The 22,948-nt window shown below is 68.1% G+C and carries 16 protein-coding genes and 2 rRNA genes; 7 read left to right on the top strand and 11 right to left on the bottom strand.

The window, feature by feature from the left end; translation table 11 throughout:
• The first annotated feature begins 225 nt into the window (after positions 1-225).
• The 3 genes from VTA80_RS20215 to VTA80_RS20225 are packed head-to-tail and all read left to right on the top strand — an operon-like array spanning position 226 to position 3,641.
• Entirely contained in the window at positions 226-744 is a 519-nt protein-coding gene (locus VTA80_RS20215) for a hypothetical protein (RefSeq protein ID WP_407342858.1), read from the top strand.
• The gene (locus VTA80_RS20220; protein ID WP_407342859.1) at positions 741-1,757 is read left to right on the top strand and encodes a DMT family transporter; all 1,017 of its coding nucleotides are present in this window, start codon (positions 741-743) and stop codon (positions 1,755-1,757) included. The genes VTA80_RS20215 and VTA80_RS20220 overlap by 4 nt, the downstream gene beginning before the upstream one ends.
• Before the next feature lie 15 nt (positions 1,758-1,772).
• Positions 1,773-3,641, top strand: coding sequence for a putative bifunctional diguanylate cyclase/phosphodiesterase (locus VTA80_RS20225; RefSeq protein ID WP_407342860.1), 1,869 nt, complete (start codon positions 1,773-1,775; stop codon positions 3,639-3,641).
• A gap of 30 nt (positions 3,642-3,671) precedes the next feature.
• Here the strand turns inward: VTA80_RS20225 and VTA80_RS20230 are convergent, their stop codons facing one another.
• From VTA80_RS20230 to VTA80_RS20280, 11 genes are all read right to left on the bottom strand, one after another.
• Positions 3,672-5,168: an aldehyde dehydrogenase gene (locus VTA80_RS20230; RefSeq protein WP_407342861.1), complete on the bottom strand. Its 1,497-nt coding sequence runs from the start codon at positions 5,166-5,168 to the stop codon at positions 3,672-3,674.
• Positions 5,169-5,185: 17 nt separating this feature from the next.
• Positions 5,186-5,851 (bottom strand): HD domain-containing protein, encoded by a 666-nt coding sequence (locus tag VTA80_RS20235; RefSeq protein ID WP_407342862.1) that lies wholly within the window; start codon positions 5,849-5,851, stop codon positions 5,186-5,188.
• Positions 5,848-6,018, bottom strand: a complete 171-nt coding sequence (locus tag VTA80_RS20240; RefSeq protein WP_407342863.1) for a hypothetical protein — start codon at positions 6,016-6,018, stop codon at positions 5,848-5,850. Before VTA80_RS20240 ends, VTA80_RS20235 begins: the two co-directional genes overlap by 4 nt.
• Before the next feature lie 10 nt (positions 6,019-6,028).
• Complete coding sequence (locus VTA80_RS20245; protein ID WP_407342864.1) at positions 6,029-6,427, bottom strand: 2Fe-2S iron-sulfur cluster-binding protein; 399 nt, start codon at positions 6,425-6,427, stop codon at positions 6,029-6,031.
• Positions 6,424-7,182 carry an SDR family NAD(P)-dependent oxidoreductase gene (locus VTA80_RS20250; RefSeq protein WP_407342865.1) on the bottom strand — a complete coding sequence of 253 codons (759 nt, stop codon included), beginning with the start codon at positions 7,180-7,182 and terminating at the stop codon, positions 6,424-6,426. The genes VTA80_RS20245 and VTA80_RS20250 overlap by 4 nt, the downstream gene beginning before the upstream one ends.
• A complete protein-coding gene (locus VTA80_RS20255) occupies positions 7,179-7,940 on the bottom strand; it encodes an HD domain-containing protein (protein WP_407342866.1) in 762 nt (253 codons plus the stop codon). Before VTA80_RS20255 ends, VTA80_RS20250 begins: the two co-directional genes overlap by 4 nt.
• A gap of 23 nt (positions 7,941-7,963) precedes the next feature.
• The gene (locus tag VTA80_RS20260) at positions 7,964-9,793 is read right to left on the bottom strand and encodes a PEP-utilizing enzyme (protein WP_407342867.1); all 1,830 of its coding nucleotides are present in this window, start codon (positions 9,791-9,793) and stop codon (positions 7,964-7,966) included.
• 53 nt (positions 9,794-9,846) lie between these two features.
• Entirely contained in the window at positions 9,847-10,908 is a 1,062-nt protein-coding gene (locus VTA80_RS20265) for a PEP/pyruvate-binding domain-containing protein (protein ID WP_407342868.1), read from the bottom strand.
• A 1-nt stretch (position 10,909) separates the two neighbouring features.
• Positions 10,910-12,235 carry a cytochrome P450 gene (locus VTA80_RS20270; protein ID WP_407342869.1) on the bottom strand — a complete coding sequence of 442 codons (1,326 nt, stop codon included), beginning with the start codon at positions 12,233-12,235 and terminating at the stop codon, positions 10,910-10,912.
• 138 nt (positions 12,236-12,373) lie between these two features.
• Positions 12,374-13,279: an IclR family transcriptional regulator gene (locus VTA80_RS20275; protein WP_407342870.1), complete on the bottom strand. Its 906-nt coding sequence runs from the start codon at positions 13,277-13,279 to the stop codon at positions 12,374-12,376.
• A gap of 107 nt (positions 13,280-13,386) precedes the next feature.
• Positions 13,387-13,620, bottom strand: a complete 234-nt coding sequence (locus tag VTA80_RS20280) for a hypothetical protein (RefSeq protein WP_407342871.1) — start codon at positions 13,618-13,620, stop codon at positions 13,387-13,389.
• Between the two features lie 141 nt (positions 13,621-13,761).
• On the opposite strand from VTA80_RS20280, the gene VTA80_RS20285 reads away from it, so the two are divergent.
• The 4 genes from VTA80_RS20285 to VTA80_RS20300 all read left to right on the top strand — a co-directional run bounded on the left by VTA80_RS20285 (position 13,762) and on the right by VTA80_RS20300 (position 22,898).
• Complete coding sequence (locus VTA80_RS20285) at positions 13,762-15,111, top strand: glycosyltransferase (RefSeq protein ID WP_407342872.1); 1,350 nt, start codon at positions 13,762-13,764, stop codon at positions 15,109-15,111.
• Entirely contained in the window at positions 15,108-17,249 is a 2,142-nt protein-coding gene (locus tag VTA80_RS20290; protein ID WP_407342873.1) for a glycosyltransferase family 39 protein, read from the top strand. Before VTA80_RS20285 ends, VTA80_RS20290 begins: the two co-directional genes overlap by 4 nt.
• Positions 17,250-17,831: 582 nt before the next feature.
• Positions 17,832-19,359, top strand: a 16S ribosomal RNA gene (locus VTA80_RS20295).
• A 433-nt stretch (positions 19,360-19,792) separates the two neighbouring features.
• Positions 19,793-22,898: ribosomal RNA gene (locus tag VTA80_RS20300) — 23S ribosomal RNA — on the top strand.
• Together the 16S and 23S rRNA genes form the textbook arrangement of a ribosomal RNA operon.
• Positions 22,899-22,948 lie beyond the last annotated feature (50 nt).

Here is a 22,948-nt window from a genome sequence, read left to right on the forward strand (position 1 = left end):
AACGGGTGTCGGGACCGCGGCGCGGGCCGACGCGGTCACAGTGATTGTCCTCGCCGATCGGCTTCAGGCACGTCGGTATCGGGCCTCGAACAGTCCGTAGACCCCGAACACGATCAGTCCAACAACGTCACGGCGGTGTAGGCCAGGAAGCCGTAGGCGAGCGCCCGGCGAGCGTGCCTCGCGACGCGCGCCACGATCTGGCTTTTGCGGGGGAAGATCATCTGCATGACCTCAGCGCAGCCCGATGCCCGCACCGCCCGGTTCCCGGACCTGGCCGTCCGGTCGCTCGCGGGTGACGACCTCGTGCTGCCGCGTGACCTGATGGCGCCGCGGGCCCTGCTGATCTGCGCGTTCCGTCAGTGGCACCAGCAGCTCGTGGACGACTGGATCACGTGGGCGACGACCGAGGCGGGAGTGGCGCCGTCGCCGCTCGACCTCGACCCGGCGTCGTCGTCCGTCGTGCTCGAGGTGCCCGTGCTGAGCCGAGCCTTCCGGCCGGCCCGCGGCTTCATCGACGGTGGGATGGCGTCCAGCATCCGCGTGCCCGTGGTGCTCGCGCGCACCCTGACCGCGTACACCGACGTGTCCGCGTTCTGCCGGGCGGCCCGGATCGCGACGACGGCCACGGTGACGGCGTTCGTCCTGACTCGCGACGGAGCGGTGCTCGCCCAGGTCACCGGCCCGGCCGACCCGTCCCGGTGTGCTGTGGTGGCCGCGGCGCTGGTGAGCGGCCTGCCCGCGTGAGCCATGCGGCCCGGCCTGCGCGACCCGGCCTGATCGACGCGTCGCTGCTCGTCGTCGCGCTCGTGTGGGGCTCGACCTACCTGACGGCCAAGGATCTCGTGGAGCCCGCCACCGTGGTCGCCGTTCTCGCGCTGCGGTTCGTGCTCACCGCGGTCGTGATGGCTCCGTTCTGCGTCCAGCGTCTGCGCGGCACCTCGCGGCACGAGCTGCGCACCGGGGCGATCCTCGGCGGCATCCTCGCGGTCGAGTTCGCGCTGGAGACGTTCGGCATCGCCGGCACCTCGGCCACGAACGCCGGCCTCATCATCAGCCTGGCGATCGTCCTGACGCCCGTGATGGAGAGCCTGCTGACGCGTGCGTGGCTGCCCCGGCGCTTCTTCGTCGCCGGGGTGGTCTCGGTGGTCGGGGTTGCGCTGCTGGCCTCCGGCTCCTCGTTCGGGGCGCCGACCTGGGGCGATGGTCTCGTGCTGATCGCCGCCACCGTCCGGGCCGTGCACGTCGCGGCCACCCACCGGCTCTCAGCGGGCCGGCGCCAGGACTCCGTCACGCTCACGTTCGTCCAGCTGTGCGTGTGCGCCGTCGTGTTCTGCGGCCTCAGCCCGTTCGCGGGGGACACGCTGGTCCAGGTGGTGCCGCGCTTGTCCGCCGGTCAGTGGGCCGAGCTGGTGTACCTCGTGCTGGTCTGCACGATCTTCGCCTTCGTCGTCCAGACCTGGGCGATCCGGTCGACGTCCCCGTCCCGGGTCAGTCTCCTGCTCGGCACCGAGCCGATCTGGGCCCTCGTGCTCGGGCTGACGCTCGCCGGGGACCGGATCGGCTGGGTCGGGCTCGTCGGTGCGGCCGCGATCGTCGTCGGGACCCAGTGGGGGCGACGGACCGAGCGGCGCTTCCGGGAGCTGCGGCTGGGGGAGGTGGGCTTGGCGCACCTGCAGGACCTACAGGATCGACCGACGACGACGGCGGCACCTGCCGGGGTCGATCGGCCGGATGCGGCCGAACCAGCGCGTCGATAGCGTCGCAAGACAAGCATGTCCGCCCGCTCGGACCCGGCGGGTGAGGTGCGCAATGCGGGGGGAGGCGCCGTGGTCCACGAGGAAAGCATGGCGTCGGTGCTCAGCGACTTCGCCCGGACCCTGCTCACCGACTTCCCCCTGCAGGGCATCCTCGACCAGCTGGTCGAGCGGATCCCCGAGGTCCTGCCGATCACGGGGGCCGGGATCACCCTGATCTCCACCGGGCTCGCACCGCAGTACATCGCGGCGTCCAACGAGGACGCGCTGAGGTACGAGCGGTTGCAGACCGAGCTGGGCGAGGGGCCGTGCCTCTGGGCGTTCCGGACCGGTGAGGCGGTCTCGATCCCGGATCTGACCGTCGACACGCGGTTCCCCCGGTTCGGACCGGCGGCGCTCGACGCGGGGATGGCGGCCGTGTTCACCTTCCCGCTGTGGCACGGGACGGCCCGCATCGGTGCGCTGGACCTGTACCGGGACACCCGGGGCCCCCTGACGTACGAGGCTCGCGAGGCCGCGCAGACCCTGGCCGACGTCGCCGCGGCGTACCTCATCAACGCGCAGGCGCGCGAGCAGTCCGTCCAGGCCGCCGACTGGTTCCGGGAGCGGTCGCTGCACGACGCTTTGACGGGGCTGCCCAACCGGGTGCTGCTGCAGGAGCGGATCGAGCACGCCTCGGCCCGGAGCCGGCGCACGCACCGTGCGGTCGCCGTGCTCTTCGTGGACCTCGACCACTTCAAACGCGTCAACGACGCCTACGGTCACCTGGTCGGCGACGAGCTGCTGGTCGCCGTCGGGCAGCGACTGGCCGGGCTCGTGCGTCCCGGGGACACCCTGGCCCGGGTGTCCGGCGACGAGTTCGTCTTCCTGTGCGAGGACCTCGGTGACCCGTCCGACGTCGACCTGCTCGTCGCCCGCATCGATGAAGCCTTCTCGCAGCCGTTCGGGCTGACCGGCGTCGAGATCGCCGCCACCGCGAGCGTGGGCATCGCCTACTCGGGGCCGGGGGAAGCGGTGACCGACAACCTGGTCCTCGACGCGGACATCGCGATGTACCAGGCCAAGCGGCGCGGTGGGGCGACCCACCAGGTGATCGACCTGCGCCTGGCCGAGGAGGCGCACGACCGCAACCAGCTCGAGCGCGACCTGCGCGAGGCGCTGTCCCATGCCGAGCTGGGGGTCGCCTACCAGCCGATCGTGCGCAGCACGGACGGGTTCGTGACCGGCGTCGAGGCCCTGCTGCGCTGGACCCACCCGGGGCGCGGCGCCGTGGCGGCCACGACCGCCATCACGATCGCCGAGCAGAGCGGTCTCATCGCCGGCGTCGGCGCGTGGGTGCTGGAGCAGAGCTGTCGTGACTGGGGCGTGTGGCTCGCCGGGCACCCGGGGCACCCGCTGGACCTGTCGGTCAACGTCTCCGCCCGGCAGCTGATGATGCCGGGGTTCGTGGGCTCCGTTGCGGACGTGATCGAGCGCACGGGCATGGACCCCGGCGCGGTGGTCCTGGAGATGACCGAGGGCATCTTCGTCGAGGACGGCGACCGGGCGATGTCCGTGCTGGGCGAGCTCAAGAACCTCGGGATCCGGCTCGCCCTGGACGACTTCGGGACGGGGTACAGCTCGCTGAGCTACCTGCGACGGTTCCCGGTCGACATCGTCAAGATCGACCAGAGCTTTGTGGCCGACATGGGCCGGGACCCGGCCGCGTCCACGACCGTGGCCGCGGTGACCCACCTCGCCCACGACCTGGGCAAGCTGGTCACGGCCGAGGGCGTCGAGACCGCGGCCCAGCGAGACGAGGTGGTCAGCGTGGGGTGCGAGCTCGCGCAGGGCTTCTACTTCGCGCACCCGATGAACGCGCGCGACCTCGCCGCACAGCTCGCCTGACCCTGGGCGGCCGCAGCTCGGCCCACCGCCTCAGGTGGTCGACAGCCGGTGGACCGACTTGAGCGCGAGGTACGCCGCGACCCCCTCGGGGCCGTACTCCGTGCCCAGCCCGCTGTCCTTCCAGCCGCCGAACGGTGCCGCGAGGTTCGAGCCGAAGAAGTTGATCCCGATGCTGCCGGTGTCGATCCGGTCCGCGAGGCGGGTCGCGCGATCCTCGTCGGCCGAGAAGATCGACCCGCCCAGCCCGAAGCCGGAGTCGTTCGCGATCGCGACGGCGTCCTCCTCGTCCTGGTAGGCGATCACGGCGAGCACCGGCCCGAAGATCTCCTCCTGGGCGATCCGCATCGACCGGGTGACGTCGCGGAACACCGTGGGCGTGACGTAGAAGCCCCGCTCGAACGGCGTCGACGTCCCGCCGGCCGCGAGCCGCGCGCCCTCGCCCAGGCCGATCTCGATGTACCCCCGCACCCGGTCGCGCTGCGTCGCTGAGACGACGGGCCCGAACACCGTGTCGAGCTCGCGGGGATCGCCCTGCTTCGCGCCCGCGACGCGGCGCGCCACCAGGTCGACGATGTCGTCGTAGCGGTCGGCCGGCGCGAGGATCCGCGTCGCGTTGTAGCAGGTCTGCCCGGTGTTGCGCAGGCACGTGCGCAGCACCATCGACGAGAAGTGGTCGAGGTCGGCATCGGGCAGCACGATCGCCGCCGACTTGCCGCCCAGCTCGAGGGTCACCGGCCGCAGCAGGGTGCCGCACTGCGCCGCGATGATGCGCCCCGCGTCCGTGGACCCGGTGAACGCCACCTTGCTGACGAGCGGGTGCCGCACGAGGTGCCCGCCCGCGACCCGGCTGCCCGTGATCACGTTGAGCACGCCCGCCGGCAGGCCGGCCGCGACGGCGGCCTCGATCAGCACCCGCAGGTCCACCGGGGTCTCGGACGCCGGCTTGATCACGACCGTGCACCCCGCGATCAGGGCGGGAGCGAGCTTGACCATGACGAGCGTGAGCGGGAAGTTCCACGGTGCGATGAGCGCGCAGACTCCGACCGGTTGGCGGCGCACCAGGGTGAAGCTGCCCGAGCCGCCCGGGAACGGTCGCCGGTCCTCGCCGTCGATCCACCCCGCGAGCCCCGCGAAGTACCGCAGGATCCCTGCCGCATGGGCGGCGGCCGAGGACGTCTCGGCGATCGGGGTGCCGTTCTCGGCCGTGATGAGCTCCGCCATCGCCGCGCCGCAGGACTGGAGCTCGTCGGCGAACCGGAGCAGGTGGGCGGCCCGTTCGCCCGCGGTGAGGTCGGCCCAGCCCGGGCGGCGGAACGCGGCGTGGGCGGCGCGCACCGCGTCGTCGACGTCGGCCTCGCCGGCGTCGGGCACCTCGCCCCAGATCTCCTCGGTAGCGGGGTCGACCATCGCGGTGCGCTCGGCGGACCGGGCCTGCAGCCACTGCCCGTCGATGAACAGGTCGTCGTGGACGTGGCCGGCCGGGCGTGCGCTCGCGGCCTCGAGGGTTGTGCTCGTCGTGCTGCTCATCGGGTTGCTCCTTGTGGTCACAGGACGTCGAGCTTGAGCAGCTCCCGCGAGCGCTCGAGCTCTGCGGTGGCCATCCGACGGCCCTCGGCGGTGATCAGCTCGTGGAAGGTGCGCTCGCACAGCTGCCGGTAGTACGCGGCGGGCGTCTTCTTGAACCAGCCGGAGGCGATGCCGATCCCGGTGGGCGTGAATCGCCACAGGCGATCGGCGTCGCGCACGAGCTCGTCCTCGAGGCTGAGTGCCTCGGGTCGCGTGTCGTGGCCGTCGATGATCGCCGTCACCCTGTCGACGACGTCGGCCGGGTAACCCAGCGGAGGCAGCAGCTCGCGCGCGATCCGGCAGCCCTCGAGCTCGTGCAGGTAGCGCACGTCGGAGGTCTTCCAGTTGGCGGCGAACCCCTCGGACAGGATCCGGGTCTCGTCGATCGCGGACCAGCCGGAGTCGTGCAGCAGGATCGCCAGCCGGACGACGAGCGGGTCGGCCTGGGGGTGGGCGTCGAGCAACAGCTCCGCGAAGAAGAACGACAGCGGCGTGTGGACGTCGTTCTTGCGCGTGCGCAGGAACGGGGCCACCGCCTGCCAGACCTCGTCGAGGTCGGGGTAGGCGAACTTCGCCGACACCCCGGACGCGACGCTCTGGCCGACGTCGGCCGGATCACTCAGCTCGAGACGGTCGGGGGTCATGGGGTGGCTCCTGCCGGTACCGGCCCGTCGACGACGAGCGCTGTGAGGGGGACGTGGCTGTCGGCGGCGGGCCCGGCCGGGATGTGCCGGCCCTGGCCGGCGACCTGGACGCCGGCCTGGCTCGCCCCGACGATGAGCGTGCCGGGTGCAGCGGGTTCGGTGGTCATGGCTGGCCCCTCAGACCTGTTCCGGCGCGATGCGCACCGTGAATCCGTCGAAGTCGGCGCGGATGCGTACCTGGCAGGACAGGCGGCTGGAGGGCAGACGCTCCGAGGCCGTGCCGTCGAGCATGTCGTCCTCGAGGTCCTCGCAGGCGCCGGCCCGGTCGCACGAGGCGGCGTCGACGTAGACGTGGCACGTCGCGCATGCGCACGCGCCGCCGCACTCGGCCACGATGCCGGGGACCCCGTTCTTCACCGCGGTCTCCATGACCGAGTCGCCGACCCGGCCGGTGATCTCGTGCACAGCGCCGTCGGGGGAGACGTAGCGGATCGTCGGGGTCGAGGTGGCCGAGACGGGGAGCTCGAGGTCGAGCGCGGTGGCCGGTCCCGTGGGTCCCGAGGTGGTCTGAGTCATAGGAACTGCTTCCCTCCATCGACGACGAGCGTCTGTCCGGTGACGTAGCTGGCCGCGGGGCTGGCCAGGAAGAGCGCGGCGCCGACGATGTCCTCGGGCTGGCAGGCCCGCTTGATCGCGCCCCGGTCGACGCCGTAGGTGCTCGCGTCGTCCATCAGCCCCAGGCTCGCCTCGGTCAGGGTGAAGCCGGGGGCGATGGTGTTGACCGTGACCCCGCGGTCCCCGAGCTCGCGTGCCAGGACCCGGGTCATGCCGATCACGGCGGCCTTCGACGCGACGTAGTGCATCCACAGCGGCGACCCCGACAGCACGGTCGCCGACGAGATGTTGAGGATCCTCGCGTCGGACGCGCTCAGCGCGGGGACGACGGCGGCCGTCATCAGCCAGGTGCCCTTGACGTTGACGGCCATGACGCGGTCCCACTCGGCCGGGTCGATCTCGGTGAACGGCGTGCGCGTCAGCGTCGAGTAGATGGCGGCGTTGTTGACGAGCACATGGATCGGGCCGAAGGCGCGCTGCGCCTGCGCGACGAGTGCGGCGGTCGACTCGGGCGAGGTGACGTCCACGCGCACCGCCAGGGCACACCCGCCCGCGTCCTCGACCAGGAGGGCGGTCTTCGTGGCGCCGTCCTCGTCGATGTCGGCGACCACGACGTTGGCGCCCTGGGCGGCGAACCCGAGCGCGAACGCCCGACCGAGACCGCGCGCGGCGCCCGTGACGATCACGGTGCGGGCCCTGGGTTGCTGGATCGTCATGGGCGGTCGGCTCCTCGAGGGTCGGTGGGGGTGGCGAACAGGGCGTCGAGCTCAGCGCTCGCGGTCACGGATGCGACGGCGGCGAGCGCGCGCCCGATCGCGCGCCCGGGCTCCGTGAGCAGGTGCCCCTGGACCCGCAGCGAGCACAGCCGCAACGCCTCGGCGTAGCTGAGCCCGAACCAGCGGCGGACCGTGTCGAGGCCGTGCGGCGTGATCCGCCAGAGCTTGTCGGCGTCCTTGACGATCGCGTCGTTCGCACTGATCGCCTCGGGCCGCGAGTCGTGGCCGTCGATGATGGCGACGATCTCGGCGACGTCGGCCGGGGGGAAGTCGAGGTCGACGAGGATCGAGCTGGCGATCCTCGCGCCCTCGATCTCGTGGTGGCGCACGAGGTCCTTGCGGCTCCCGCCGGGCGCGATCGCCTCCAGGGCGTCAGCCGGGGTGACGGTCGACCAGCCGGTGTCGTGCAGCAGGATGGCCGGCAGCACGATCTCCGGGCGGGCGCCCGGGAGCTGGCTGAGCAGAGCGCTCGCCAGCCCCCAGGCGAACAGGGAGTGCGCGTCGTTGTCCCGGATCGCCAGGAACGCCACCGCGCGCGACCAGACGGCGGCGTCCCGGTCGCCGAGGGCGACCAGGCCGGGCACGTCCGACCAGGCGGGGATCGAGCCGCTGATGTCGCGGCCGAGCTGGTTCTCCACGATCACGGGGAACCCGGGCTGGCTCGCGGCGGGCGTGAGCCTGCTGACCGGGGACGACATGCGCACTCCCTCGCAGCCCGGCGCTATTCGCCGTCGAGGATCGTCACGGTGCCGTTGGCCCCGTCGACCCGCAGCCGCATGCCGGTCGTGATCCGCGTCGAGGCACTGCCGGTGCCGGTCACCGCGGGCAGCCCGTACTCGCGGCAGACGATCGCGGCGTGCGACATCATGCCGCCGATGTCGGTCACGATCGCGCTGATCTTGCCGAAGATCGGACCCCAGCTCGGGGCGGTCACCGGCGCGACGAGGATCTCGCCCTGCTGGATGTCGTGCAGCTGGTCGGCGCCGGTGATGACGCGCGCGAGCCCCTCGACGACGCCGGGGGAGGCGGCCATGCCCCGGATGCCGTCGCCGTCCTCCTCGTCGGCCCCCAACCAGCGCGCGACCTGCTCGGTCGTGATGCCGTAGAGCATGACCGTGAAGGGTTCGGTGATGACGGCCGGCGGCGTGTTGAGCACGGGCTGGGGACGCTCGCTCTCGAGCGCCTCGACGATGGCGCGACGCCGCTCGATCTCCTGCGGCCAGTAGCTCGGGCCGATCGCCTTGGCGCCGACGCCCCACCCGGTGCTCAGGTCGAACAATGCCTGCCGGACCTCTTCGCGGGTCAGGTAGAACATGTCGTCGGGGCGGTTCCAGAAGCCGGCGTCGAACAGCATGTGCGAGAGCTCGCGGGCCTTGCGCCAGAAGACGCCCATGGTCCAGTGCTCGATGTAGAAGTTGTGGTCCTCGACGTACGGGTAGACCTGGCGCGCGAGGCCGAGCTTGCCCTCGAACGCCTCGCGCACGGCCGGGTCGAGCAGCTCGGCGTACTCACCGGTGATGCGGTCGCGCTCGGTGATCAGGTCGGCGACCGGGCGGTGCAGCTCCTCGCCGCGGGCGGCGCGCTCCACGTAGTCGACGACGTAGCCCATGGGCAGGGACAGGTTGTCGATCCAGTACTCGTCGCTCGCGTAGAAGCCGTTGCCCGAGGTGAAGTTGAACCACGGGTCCTTGGCCGCCTCCCAGGCGGCGATCCACTCGTCGCCGCGCGGGGTGGCGGCGAGCGCCGCGAGGATCGCATCGGCGCCGGCGTCGGGCACGAACGCCCCGACGAGGTCGAGCGTAACCGCGAGGCCTGCAAGCTTCTTGAGCTCGTCGTCCGGGCGGAACAGCACCGAGTCGACGCCCTGGACCATCTTCGCCACGGCGAGGTCGGGGATGCCGGGGAAGACCTCCTGGCAGAACCCGAAGAAGTCGAGGTAGGCGACGTAGCCGAGGTTGAGGAACTCGAAGTGGTACTGCCAGTTGCGGTAGCAGTCCTGGATCAGGCGGTCGTAGCTCGCGAGCAGGTCGAACGTCGGGTCCAGCCCGCGGCCGCTCGTGATGTCCTCGAGCGGGACGATGTCGGGCAGGGCCGGGAACGAGATCGACTCGAGGTCGCGGATGGTGCCCAGGACCTTGCCGTGCCACTGCTCGAGCAGCGTGTCCCAGTTCGCGAAGTAGTGGCCGGCGCGCTCGGTGAAGGGCGCGACGCGCGCGGCGATGTCCTCGGGCGCCACGGCGACCGGGCTCATGTAGCAGTAGCCGTTGTGGATGCGGAACTCGATGCCGTTGGCCGGCGGGATCAGGTAGTGGCGGGTGTTGTACTGGCCGAGGCACTTGACGGCGAACTCGACGCCGATGGTCTCGAACGGCTTGAACACGTTCGGCCAGTGCTGGCTGTCGCAGAACCAGAACTTGTCGTTCTCGACATCCTTGAGGTTGTCCTGGAAGACGAGGTTGTACGGGTACAGCGCCTTCCAGCCCTCGGCGGCGTCGGGCGCGTGCAGGTCGTAGGGGCTGGGGAAGCTCGTGCGTGCGGTGGTCAGCGTCATTGCTGGGCCTTTCCAAGGGTCACGTGCGGGGGGCGAGACGGGCGGGGGAGGGGTTAGCGCGTACCGATCTGGGCGAGCAGCGAGCGGGCGATGCTGTCGATGCCGAACCCGGGGGCGGCGGCCGGGGTTGCCGCGCGCTGGCTCCAGACGGTCTCGGGCCGGGACTGCAGCAGGACCACGTTGGCGCCGGCGGGCAGGTCGGCGTCGAGCGCCCACTCGATGTCCTGGGGCGAGCCGTAGTAGCGCTCGGCGGCCTTGGCGAGCCGGGCCACGGCGGCGAGCTCGTCATCGCTCAGGCACGGCGTCGTGCGGCGCTCGGCGTCGACCGTGCGCCGCAGGAGGCCCGCGACGCCGTCGACCACGAGCTCTTCGGCCTTGTCCGAGATCGTGCGGCGCACCACGCTGAGCATGACCTTGTCGATCACGAAGTTGTCCGGCGTGACCTCGCCGGACACCACGAGCTCGCCGAGGCCCCAGCTCGCGTCCACCACGATCTTCGAGCGGTCGCCGTTGCTCGGGTCGATCGTCATCGCGACGCCGGACGTGCGCGCGTTGACCATCTTCTGCACGCCGACGGCCATGGACAAGCCGTCGTCGGAGATGTCGTTGGCCGCGCGGTAGGAGATCGCGCGGTCCGTGTACAGGCTCGCCCAGCACTCGCGGATCTTGTGCAGCACGTCGGTCAGGCCGGTCACCCACAGGTAGGTGTCCTGCTGGCCGGCGAAGCTCGCGTCCGGGAGGTCCTCGGCGGTGGCGCTCGAGCGGACCGCGACCGCGACCTCGCCCCCGCAGGTCGCCATGAGCGCCTCGTACGACGCAATGGTCGCGTGGCGGACGTCGTCGGGCACCTGCTGCTCCATGATGAGGGTCCGGATCACCGCGGCGCGTCGGGCGACGTCCACGGTGTCCTGGGTGTCCAGGCCCGCGAGCTGCTCGGCGATGTGGGCGCGGAGGCCGGCCCCGAGCACGGCGTCGAACGCCAGCGTGGTGACCGCGAAGCCGGGCGGGACGGGGGAGCCGGCCGCAGTCATCTTGACCAGCGACGTGCACTTCCCGCCGAGCCGGTCGTGCAGCGGCTCGTCGGTCGAGTCGAAGGCAAAGGTGTAGGCGGTCATCTCAGTTCTCCAGTTCGACGAGCACATGGGCAGGCGAGCGGAACGACAAGTTCGAGCCGAATTCGATGTGCTGGGGTGCCAGCACGAGATTCGGGAATCGGGAGGTGATCTGCTCGAGCACGACCTTGGTCTGGAGCTTCGCGAGCAGGTTCCCGATGCAGTAATGAATGCCGAAGCCGAAGGACAGGTGATTGCGCGCGTCGGGCCGCGAGATGTCGAAGACGTCCGGCTCGGCGAACGTGCCGGGGTCGCGGTTCGCGGAGCCCATGACCAGCAGGAGCTGGTCGCCCGCGGGGATCGGGACGCCGCCGACGACGCCGTCGCGCACGGCCTGGCGGCGCCACGCCACGATGCTCGGGCTGAACCGCAGGACCTCGTCGATCGCGGCGGGGATCGACGGGGGGTTCGCGGCGAGGGCCCGCCACTGGTCCGGGTGCTCGAGCAGCACGCGCAGCGCGTTGGAGATCAGCGTGGTGGTCGTCTCGTGGCCGGCGAACAGCAGGCTGTAGCAGAACGACGCGATCTCGTGGTCGCTGATCTCGGCGCCGTCGTCCTGCAGTGCGACGAGATCGCCGACGAGGTCGTCGCGGGGCGCGTCGTGACCGCGGGACACGAGCCACTCGCAGAACTGCCAGTACTTGACGAGGTTGTGCGCGTGCGGCACCTGTTCCTCGTCGGTCAGGTCGCCCCAGGTCATGGCGGCGCGACTCGTCGCCCACTCCTTGACCTGGCCGATCTGGTCGGTCGTGACACCGAGCAGCGTGAGGATCGTGATCGTGGGCAGGTCCCAGGCGAGCTCGGCCACCAGGTCGCCGGGCTTTCCCGTGGCCGCCATCCGTGTCGTCATCGTGTCGAGCAGGCGGTTCACATTGGACCGGATCAGGGGCTCCAGGACGCGGTACCGGCGCGGGGTGAACGCCTTCGTCGCGACCTTGCGGATGCGCGTGTGCTCCGGCGGCACCCGGGCCGACAGGCCCGAGTAGGCGGTGAACCCGCCCTCGGCGAGCACCCGCTTCGCCGGTGCGCCGGTGGGCCGGACCGGCGTCTGGGCGTTCGCGGAGCTGAACGTCTCCCAGTCCTCGAACGCGGCCTTGACGTCGTCGTAGCGCGTGACGACCCAGTACCCGATGCGCTCGTCGAACATGACGGGCTCCTCGGTGCGCAGGCGCTCGTACGCCGCGAACGGATCCTGGAGGTCGAAGGGCTCGAAGCCGTGGTGATCCACGGGGCAACGGGCCTCGGCGCGCGGGTCGAGCTCGCGGGCGGGCGTGGCGGCGGACGGCGACCTGGTCGACGTGGCCTGGGCTGTTGCGGGCGTAGCGGGCATCTGCGCGTTCCTCCTTGAACGTGGTTCGATCATGTTGGGGGGCGTGGATCCGCGTGTACATGGCGAATTCCCAACCAGTGAGAAGCGGTTTTCGGTGACCCGATTCCGCGGGTGCCCGGGCTGCGGAGCGCGTGTACCTCAGCGCGGGAGAAAGCGCCGGTCCAGGGCGCGTTCAATCTGCTTTCCGGTCGCCTTGAGCAGATCGACGAGCATCGGGACCTCTTTGGTCCGCCGCGATTCCAGGACGATTCCCATCGCCGCCACGACCTGACTGTCGTGCCAGATCGGGACGGCGATCGAGTTCGCCCCGACGCGCATCTCCTCGAGCGTCACGGCGTACCCCTGCGCGCGAACGCGGGCGAGGGCGGCCTCCAGGTCGCCGGCCTGGGTGATGGTGCGCGCGGTCGGGCGTTCGAGCTCGCGCTCCAGGTACCCGTCGCGGAACCAGAGCGGCGCGTGCGCGAGCAGCACCCGGCCGACGGCGGTCGGGTGCAGCGGGAGGCGGCTGCCGATCCGGGACGCGAGCGGGACGCGGCGGCTGCCGTACAGCTTGTCGACGTAGAGGGCCTCGTTGCCCTCGCGGACCGCGAGGTGCACGTTCTCGTGCGTCGTCTCGAACAGGTCCTGCAGGAACGGGTGGGCCCGGTCGCGCAGGCGGCGACCGGCCTGCTGGCCGAGCTCCCACAGGCGCATGCCGATCTCGTAGCGCCCGTCGACCGTGCGCTCGAGCGCGCCCCACGCGGTCAGCTCGTGCACCAGCCGGTAGGCGGTGCTCACCGGCAGGCCGGTCTCCTCGGCGATCCGGCCGACGCTGAGCGGGCCGGGGGCTCGCTCGAACGTCACGAGGATCGCGAGCGCGCGTGCGACCGGTCCCGGCACGCCGGCCGTACCACCCGGGCCGGCGGTCGGCCGCACGGTCTGTTCCTGCGGCGCGGTCTGTTCCTGCGGCGCGGTCTGTTCCTGCTGCGCGGTCTGTTCCTGCGGCACAGTCCGGACCGGTGGCGCGGTCTCGCCCAGCGGCATCGCATTCGACGGCACGGTCACTCGATTCGCCTCGCCCCCCTGGCGACGTGGGCCGAGCGTACTTTCTTGTGTGCCTGACCGGAGGCGAACGGGGTGAGCGGGACGGTCAGGCGGCTGTCGGTGCCGGTTCAGAGCCCGACGAGACCCTCGCCGAAACCCTCGCCCAGCCCCTCGGCCAGCACGGCGATCAGGGCCGCGGCGTCCTGCGGGCTGAGGCGGATGCTGGCGGCGCACCGGCCGTCGCGCCAACTGCTGACGACGACGACGTCGTCGTGCCAGGTCACCTGGAGCGCCCGGCGACCGCCCCGGGCATCGGGGAGAACGGTGGAACCCCACTCGGGCAACGCGACCAGTTCACCCATCTGTCCACGATCCACCCGGGCGTGCCTGCGGGCAAGCAGTCGGGATCCCCCGTTCGGGGGAGCCGGCGGCTGCCGCCGTTTCACAGTGTCGGCAAAGAGCAGCCAAAGCACTGACCTAGGTCGAGGCGCGAACGTCAGGTCATGGACACGACAACCGTCTTCACGCCACAGCCGATCGCACCGCCTGGGACCGCGCCGGGTGCAGGGCCGGCCCGGCCGGTGCTGGACCTGGTCATCCCGGTCTTCAACGAGGTCGCGGGTCTCGAGGCCTCCGTCCGCGCCGTGCGGGCCTACCTCGACCGCGAGTTCCCGTACTCCGCCCGGGTGACTATCGCGGACAACGCCTCCACCGACGGGACCTTCGCGGTGGCGCAGCGACTCGCCGCTCAGCTGCGCGGGGTGCGGGCCGTCCACCTCGGTGCCAAGGGCCGGGGCCGCGCGCTGCGGTCGGTCTGGCTCGGCTCGGACGCCGAGGTGCTCGCCTACATGGACGTCGACCTGTCGACCGACCTGTCGGCGCTGCTGCCGCTGATCGCGCCGCTCGTCACCGGGCACTCCCACCTCGCGATCGGCACCCGGCTCAGCCGGACCTCCCGGGTCGTGCGTGGGCCGAAGCGCGAGCTGATCTCGCGCGGCTACAACCTGCTGCTGCGCGGGACGCTCGCCGCGCGCTTCTCCGACGCGCAGTGCGGCTTCAAGGCGATCCGGGCTGATGTCGCGCGCGAGCTGCTGCCGCTGGTCCAGGACCCGGGGTGGTTCTTCGACACGGAGATGCTCGTGCTCGCCGAGCGCGCCGGCCTGCGCATCCACGAGGTGCCGGTCGACTGGGTCGACGACCCCGACTCCCGGGTCGACATCGTCGCGACCGCGCTCGCGGACCTCCGCGGCGTGGCGCGCCTCGGCCGGGACCTCGTCGCGGGTCGGCTGCCGCTGCGCGAGATCGGTGAGCACCTTCCGCTCGTCGGGCACAGCGCACGCGGCGCGGTCGACGCGACGGACGCCGTCGGGCCTGGCTCTGGACGTGCCACGCTGCTGCACCAGCTGGTGCGCTTCGCGCTCGTCGGGGTCGCCTCGACCCTCGCGTACGCGCTCCTGTACCTCGCCCTGCGCGGGCCGCTCGGCGCGCAGGGCGCGAACTTCGCCGCGCTCCTGCTCACGGCGATCGCGAACACGGCCGCCAACCGCCGGCTCACGTTCGGGCTACGCGGGGCCGACGGCGCGGTTCGCCACCAGGGTCAGGGGCTCGTCGTCTTCGCCCTCGGCTGGGCGCTGACCGCCGGCACCCTCGCGATCCTGCACGGCGCGGCCCCGGGGGCGCCGCGCGTCGTCGAGCTCGTGGTGCTCGTCGTGGCCAACCTCGTTGCCACCTTCGTGCGCTTCGTCCTGCTCCGCCGCTGGGTCTTCCGGCCCCGCGGGCCCGGTGGGTCCGCGTCGACCCGCGGCGCTGTCGGCACCGCTCCGATCGCCAACTCGCAAGGAGAGCTCTCATGACGACCCAGTTGCCCCTCGCCCGTGCACTTCCCGAGACGCCCGGCGTACCGCAGGCGCAGGCAGCGGGCGGGTCAACGCCGGTCGCGCCAGTCGGGCCTCTCGCGCCGGTCGCGCGCCGGGACGAGCCGCCGGCTTGCGTGGCCCGGACCCGCTGGGAGCGTCCCGCCCTGCTCGCCCTGCTGGTCGCGACGGCGGCCCTGTACCTCTGGGACCTGTCGGCGTCCGGGTGGGCCAACTCGTTCTACTCGGCCGCTGCCCAGGCTGGCTCTCAGAGCTGGACCGCGTTCTTGTTCGGCGCGTCCGACGCGGCGGCGTCGATCACCGTCGACAAGCCGCCGGCCTCGTTGTGGGTCATGGGACTCTCGGTCCGGATCTTCGGGCTCTCCTCGTGGTCGATCCTGGTTCCGCAGGCGCTCATGGGTGTCGCGACCGTCGCGGTGCTCTACGCCAGTGTCCGACGGCGGTTCACGCCCCAGGCCGCGCTGCTCGCCGGCGCGGTGCTCGCGCTGACGCCGGTCGCGGCGCTGATGTTCCGGTTCAACAACCCCGATGCGTTGCTCGTGCTGCTGCTCACGCTCGCCGCCTGGGCCACCTTGCGCGCCGTCGAGGACGGCCGCACGCGATGGATGCTGCTCGCCGGCGCGCTCGTCGGGCTGGGCTTCCTCACCAAACAGCTGCAGGCCTTCCTCGTCCTGCCCGGGTTCGCGATCGCCTATCTGATCGCCGCGCCTGTGCCGCTGGCCCGCCGGATTCGCGATGGGCTCGGGGCGATGGGCGCGATGGTGCTGGCCGCGGGCTGGTGGGTGGCGCTCGTCGAGCTCTGGCCCGAGAGCTCGCGGCCCTACATCGGTGGTTCACAGACCAACTCGTTCCTCGAGCTGACCTTCGGCTACAACGGGTTGGGGCGCCTGACCGGGGACGAGACGGGGTCCGTCGGCGGGGGGACCGGGCAGACCGGAGGGTGGGGCTCCACCGGGATCGGGAGGCTGTTCGGCGGCGAGATCGGCGGGCAGATCGCCTGGCTCATCCCTGCTGCGCTCGTGTTCGCCGTCGTGGGCCTGTGGCTGCGCCGGCGCGCACCACGGACGGACTCGCCGCGCGCAGCCCTGATCGTCTGGGGGTCGTGGCTCGTGGTCACGGCCGTGACGTTCTCCATGATGGCGGGCATCTTCCACGCGTACTACACCGTGGCCCTCGCCCCGGCGATCGCCGCCCTCGTCGGGATCGGCACCTCGCTCGTGTGGGCGCGACGGCGCGAGCTGTGGGCGCTCCTGGTGCTCGCTTCGGTCACGGTCCTCACCTCCGGCCTCGCGTTCGTCCTGCTCGGGCGGAGCGCCGAATGGCTGCCATGGCTGCGCTGGGTCGTGCTGCTCGCGGGCCTCGGCGGCGCGCTGGGTCTGGTGTCCGGGCGCTGGCTCGGGTCGCGGATGGTGCGCGTATCCGCCGTGCTCGCGCTGGTGGCGAGCCTCGCCGGTCCCGCGGCCTACACGGTGCAGACGGTGCTCGATGCGCACACCGGCTCGATCGTCACCGCTGGTCCCACCGTGACCGGTGGGATGGGCGGGATGGGTGGGATGGGCGGGGGGCCAGGTGGATTCATCGGCGCCCCGGGCGGCCGAGCCGCGGGGGCCGGCGGCGGTCCAGGTGGTCAACCGCCCACCGGGAGCACCCCGCCCGGAGGCGCGGCTGGGACAGGCGGGATGACGCTCGGGGGCACGACGACGCTGGGTGGGGCTACCGCCGGGGCCAACGGCGGTATGGGTTCCCTGCTCAATGGATCGCAGGTCGGGGCCGAGGTCACCGCGCTGCTGCTCGAGGACGCTGATGCGTACACCTGGGTCGCGGCCACCGTGGGCGCGAACAGCGCGGCGGGCTACCAGCTCGCTACCGAGGAGTCGGTGATGCCGATCGGCGGGTTCAACGGGTCCGACCCGTCGCCGACGTTGGCACAGTTCCAGGCCGATGTCGCGGCCGGCCTCATCCACTACTTCATCGGCGGGAGCTCGATGGGTCCCGGCGCCGGGGGATCGGGCTCCTCGAGCGAGATCGCGGCCTGGGTAGCTGCGACGTTCACGGCCGACGACGTCGCAGGGGTGACGCTGTACGACCTGACAGCGCCCGCCGCCTCGACCTCGTGAGCACGTCCGGACGCGGTCTCGACACGGGCGCCAGGGTGACGCCCGACACCCGGCAGGGATTTGACGGTTCACAAGCCCGTTGCGTAGTGTTCACGTTGTTGCCCAGCAGGGAGGAACGGACACCGCAGCGCTACGGAGCGCGAGACGGTGGCTGGTCCCGGAAGGTAACCACCCCAAGTCAATTGTTATCGGGCGCTTCTTGCGTCGGGTATTGTTGCGGGAGTCGAACTCATTGGTCTCGAAAGATTCGCTGGAAATGCGGATTTGGTCGGACGGGGAAGTTCGGGTAAGTTAGAACAGTTGCCTCGTAGCCGGTTGAAAGGCCGAAAGCGATGCGCGGTCGTTCCTTGAGAACTCAACAGCGTGCCAAATATAGTAGTCGATGCCATTTGGTTCATCGGTTGCTTCGTCCGAGTCTTTGATCTGGTCGGGGTGGTTCGGTGGATTTATATTGGCTAAATTGCGAGCGTTCACCGCTTCGGTGGTGGGTGTCTTTATTTTGGTCAGTTCAACTGGTCCCTTCGGGGGTCATTTCGTGTTGTCGGTTTCCTTGCTGCTTCGGTGGTGAGGGGCTAATAGACATTTACGGAGAGTTTGATTCTGGCTCAGGACGAACGCTGGCGGCGTGCTTAACACATGCAAGTCGAACGGTGACGCTGGAGCTTGCTTCAGCTGATCAGTGGCGAACGGGTGAGTAACACGTGAGTAACCTGCCCCAGACTCTGGGATAACTTCGGGAAATCGGAGCTAATACCGGATATGAGACGTCCTCGCATGGGGAGCGTCTGGAAAGATTTATCGGTCTGGGATGGACTCGCGGCCTATCAGCTAGTTGGTGAGGTAATGGCTCACCAAGGCGACGACGGGTAGCCGGCCTGAGAGGGCGACCGGCCACACTGGGACTGAGATACGGCCCAGACTCCTACGGGAGGCAGCAGTGGGGAATATTGCACAATGGGCGAAAGCCTGATGCAGCGACGCCGCGTGAGGGATGAAGGCCTTCGGGTTGTAAACCTCTTTCAGCAGGGAAGAAGCGAAAGTGACGGTACCTGCAGAAGAAGCGCCGGCTAACTACGTGCCAGCAGCCGCGGTAATACGTAGGGCGCAAGCGTTGTCCGGAATTATTGGGCGTAAAGAGCTCGTAGGCGGTCTGTCGCGTCTGTTGTGAAAACTCGAGGCTCAACCTCGGGCTTGCAGTGGATACGGGCAGACTAGAGTGCGGTAGGGGAGACTGGAATTCCTGGTGTAGCGGTGGAATGCGCAGATATCAGGAGGAACACCGATGGCGAAGGCAGGTCTCTGGGCCGCAACTGACGCTGAGGAGCGAAAGCATGGGGAGCGAACAGGATTAGATACCCTGGTAGTCCATGCCGTAAACGTTGGGCACTAGGTGTGGGGCTCATTCCACGAGTTCCGTGCCGCAGCTAACGCATTAAGTGCCCCGCCTGGGGAGTACGGCCGCAAGGCTAAAACTCAAAGAAATTGACGGGGGCCCGCACAAGCGGCGGAGCATGCGGATTAATTCGATGCAACGCGAAGAACCTTACCAAGGCTTGACATATACCGGAAAAGTGCAGAGATGTGCTCCCCGCAAGGTCGGTATACAGGTGGTGCATGGTTGTCGTCAGCTCGTGTCGTGAGATGTTGGGTTAAGTCCCGCAACGAGCGCAACCCTCGTCCTATGTTGCCAGCGGGTCATGCCGGGGACTCATAGGAGACTGCCGGGGTCAACTCGGAGGAAGGTGGGGATGACGTCAAATCATCATGCCCCTTATGTCTTGGGCTTCACGCATGCTACAATGGCCGGTACAAAGGGCTGCGATACCGCAAGGTGGAGCGAATCCCAAAAAGCCGGTCTCAGTTCGGATTGGGGTCTGCAACTCGACCCCATGAAGTCGGAGTCGCTAGTAATCGCAGATCAGCAACGCTGCGGTGAATACGTTCCCGGGCCTTGTACACACCGCCCGTCAAGTCACGAAAGTCGGTAACACCCGAAGCCGGTGGCCCAACCTCACTTGTGGGGAGGGAGCTGTCGAAGGTGGGACTGGCGATTGGGACTAAGTCGTAACAAGGTAGCCGTACCGGAAGGTGCGGCTGGATCACCTCCTTTCTAAGGAGCTCTGGCAGTGCTGCTCGCCTGTAGTGGGTGGGTGGGGTTGTCCAGGCCTGTGCCTCGGCCGAACGCGTCGGGGGCAGTGCTCACGGGTGGAACATCGACTATGGCTGATCGCTTCGGTGATCGGTGGCGAGTACTCCTGCCGGCTCGTTCGGGGGGATGGAAAGTTGCTGGTCGCCAGTGGGGTGAGAGGTCTTGGCACGCTGCTGGGTCCTGAGGGAACGAGCGAAAGCTTGTTTCGTCAGGTCACGTGCTCCTCGAGTTCTGGGGAGGGTGACTGCTAGCGGATCACACGGAACCCGGTCAAGGCCGGCTCGCCTCTTCTACTTCGGTGGGAGCGCAATGAGTCGGTTCGGGGATATGTGTGGGACCGCCCGTAGCTTGAGAACTGCACAGTGGACGCGAGCATCTTTGTAAGAATTATTGTGGTCAAGTTTTTAAGGGCACATGGTGGATGCCTTGGCACTAGGAGCCGAAGAAGGACGTTGTAGCCTGCGATAAGCCTCGGGGAGTTGGCAAACGAACCGTGATCCGAGGATCTCCGAATGGGGAAACCCCGCTGGAGTCATGTCCAGTGACCCGCACCTGAATATATAGGGTGTGTGGAGGGAACGTCGGGAAGTGAAACATCTCAGTACCGACAGGAAGAGATATTCCGTGAGTAGTGGCGAGCGAAAGCGGAACAGGCCAAACCGATTGCGTGTTAAAGCTGGCAGGCGTTGCGTAGTCGGGGTTGTGGGACCTTTCAGTTCATTCTGCCCAATGAGCAGGGAGTCAGAAAGTCGCGTCATAGTCGAAGGGCATTGAAAGGCCCGGCACAGAGGGTGTGACCCCCGTAGACGAAATGGCGTGGCCTCCCGAAGGGGATCCCAAGTAGCACGGGGCCCGAGAAATCCCGTGTGAATCTGGACAGACCACTGTCTAAGCCTAAATACTACCTAGTGACCGATAGCGGACAAGTACCGTGAGGGAAAGGTGAAAAGTACCCCGGGAGGGGAGTGAAATAGTACCTGAAACCGTGTGCCTACAATCCGTTGGAGCCTCCCTAGCAGGGGTGACAGCGTGCCTTTTGAAGAATGAGCCTGCGAGTTAGTGGTATGTGGCGAGGTTAACCCGTGTGGGGAAGCCGTAGCGAAAGCGAGTCCGAACAGGGCGATTCAGTCGCATGCTCTAGACCCGAAGCGGAGTGATCTAGCCATGGGCAGGTTGAAGCGCGGGTAAGACCGCGTGGAGGACCGAACCCACTTGGGTTGAAAACCGAGGGGATGACCTGTGGTTAGGGGTGAAAGGCCAATCAAACTCCGTGATAGCTGGTTCTCCCCGAAATGCATTTAGGTGCAGCGTCACGTGTTTCTTGCCGGAGGTAGAGCTACTGGATAGCGGATGGGCCCTACAAGGTTACTGATGTTAGCCAAACTCCGAATGCCGGTAAGTGAGAGCGTGGCAGTGAGACTGCGGGGGATAAGCTCCGTTGTCGAGAGGGAAACAGCCCAGACCACCAGCTAAGGCCCCCAAGCGTATGCTAAGTGGGAAAGGATGTGGAGTTGCACAGACAACCAGGAGGTTGGCTTAGAAGCAGCCACCCTTGAAAGAGTGCGTAATAGCTCACTGGTCAAGTGATTCCGCGCCGACAATGTAGCGGGGCTCAAGCATACCGCCGAAGCTGTGGCATTCAGATAATAACCAGGCCTTCGTGGTCCAGGTGTCTGGATGGGTAGGGGAGCGTCGTGTGGGCAGTGAAGCTGCGGGGTAACCCAGTGGTGGAGCCCACACGAGTGAGAATGCAGGCATGAGTAGCGAAAGACGGGTGAGAAACCCGTCCGCCGAATGATCAAGGGTTCCAGGGCCAGGCTAATCCGCCCTGGGTAAGTCGGGACCTAAGGCGAGGCCGACAGGCGTAGTCGATGGACAACGGGTTGATATTCCCGTACCGGCGAAGAATCGCCCATACCGAGCCCGGTGATGCTAAGCACCTAAAGCCGTCTAGATCCCTTCGGGGACGTGACGGGGGAGCGTGCGAACCGAACCGGCATTAGGTAAGCGTATTAACAGGGGTGACGCAGGAAGGTAGCTCAGCGTGGCGATGGTAGTCCACGTCCAAGGTCGTAGGGTGAGAGGTAGGCAAATCCGCCTCTCGTGAAGCCTGAGAACTGATGGTGACCGCTTATGCGGGATGATTGAGTGATCCTATGCTGCCAAGAAAAGCCTCGACGCGAGATTCTAGCCGCCCGTACCCTAAACCGACTCAGGTGATCAGGTAGAGAATACTAAGGCGATCGAGAGAATCATGGTTAAGGAACTCGGCAAAATGCCCCCGTAACTTCGGGAGAAGGGGGGCCTGAGGCGTGAACCCACTAGCTGGGGAAGCGTTCGAAGGCCGCAGAGACCAGGGAGAAGCGACTGTTTACTAAAAACACAGGTCCGTGCGAAGTCGCAAGACGATGTATACGGACTGACGCCTGCCCGGTGCTGGAAGGTTAAGAGGACGGGTCAGCCGCAAGGCGAAGCTCAGAATTTAAGCCCCAGTAAACGGCGGTGGTAACTATAACCATCCTAAGGTAGCGAAATTCCTTGTCGGGTAAGTTCCGACCTGCACGAATGGCGTAACGACTTCTCCGCTGTCTCAACCGTGAACTCGGCGAAATTGCACTACGAGTAAAGATGCTCGTTACGCGCAGCAGGACGGAAAGACCCCGGGACCTTTACTATAGTTTGGTATTGGTGTTCGGTGCGGCTTGTGTAGGATAGGTGGGAGACTGTGAAGCCGGCACGCCAGTGTCGGTGGAGTCAACGTTGAAATACCACTCTGGTCGCTCTGGATATCTAACCTCGGTCCGTAATCCGGATCAGGGACAGTGCCTGATGGGTAGTTTAACTGGGGCGGTTGCCTCCTAAAATGTAACGGAGGCGCTCAAAGGTTCCCTCAGCCTGGTTGGCAATCAGGTGTCGAGTGCAAGTGCACAAGGGAGCTTGACTGTGAGACTGACAGGTCGAGCAGGGACGAAAGTCGGAACTAGTGATCCGGCGGTGGCTTGTGGAAGCGCCGTCGCTCAACGGATAAAAGGTACCCCGGGGATAACAGGCTGATCTTGCCCAAGAGTCCATATCGACGGCATGGTTTGGCACCTCGATGTCGGCTCGTCGCATCCTGGGGCTGGAGTAGGTCCCAAGGGTTGGGCTGTTCGCCCATTAAAGCGGTACGCGAGCTGGGTTTAGAACGTCGTGAGACAGTTCGGTCCCTATCCGCTGCGCGCGCAGGAAACTTGAGAAGGGCTGTCCCTAGTACGAGAGGACCGGGACGGACGAACCTCTGGTGTGCCAGTTGTTCCGCCAGGAGCACGGCTGGTTAGCTACGTTCGGAAGGGATAACCGCTGAAAGCATCTAAGCGGGAAGCCTGCTTCAAGATGAGGTTTCCACGGGATTCATCCCGAGAGGCTCCCAGCTAGACCACTGGGTAGATAGGCCGGATGTGGAAGCGGGGACTAAAGACCCGTGAAGCTGACCGGTACTAATAAGCCGATAACTTGACACACTTACACAATGCTGTCGCGTCCACTGTGCGGTTCCCGAGATACGGTCGGG

This window comes from Pengzhenrongella phosphoraccumulans, assembly GCF_045689905.1.
Lineage (GTDB): Bacteria > Actinomycetota > Actinomycetes > Actinomycetales > Cellulomonadaceae > Pengzhenrongella > Pengzhenrongella phosphoraccumulans.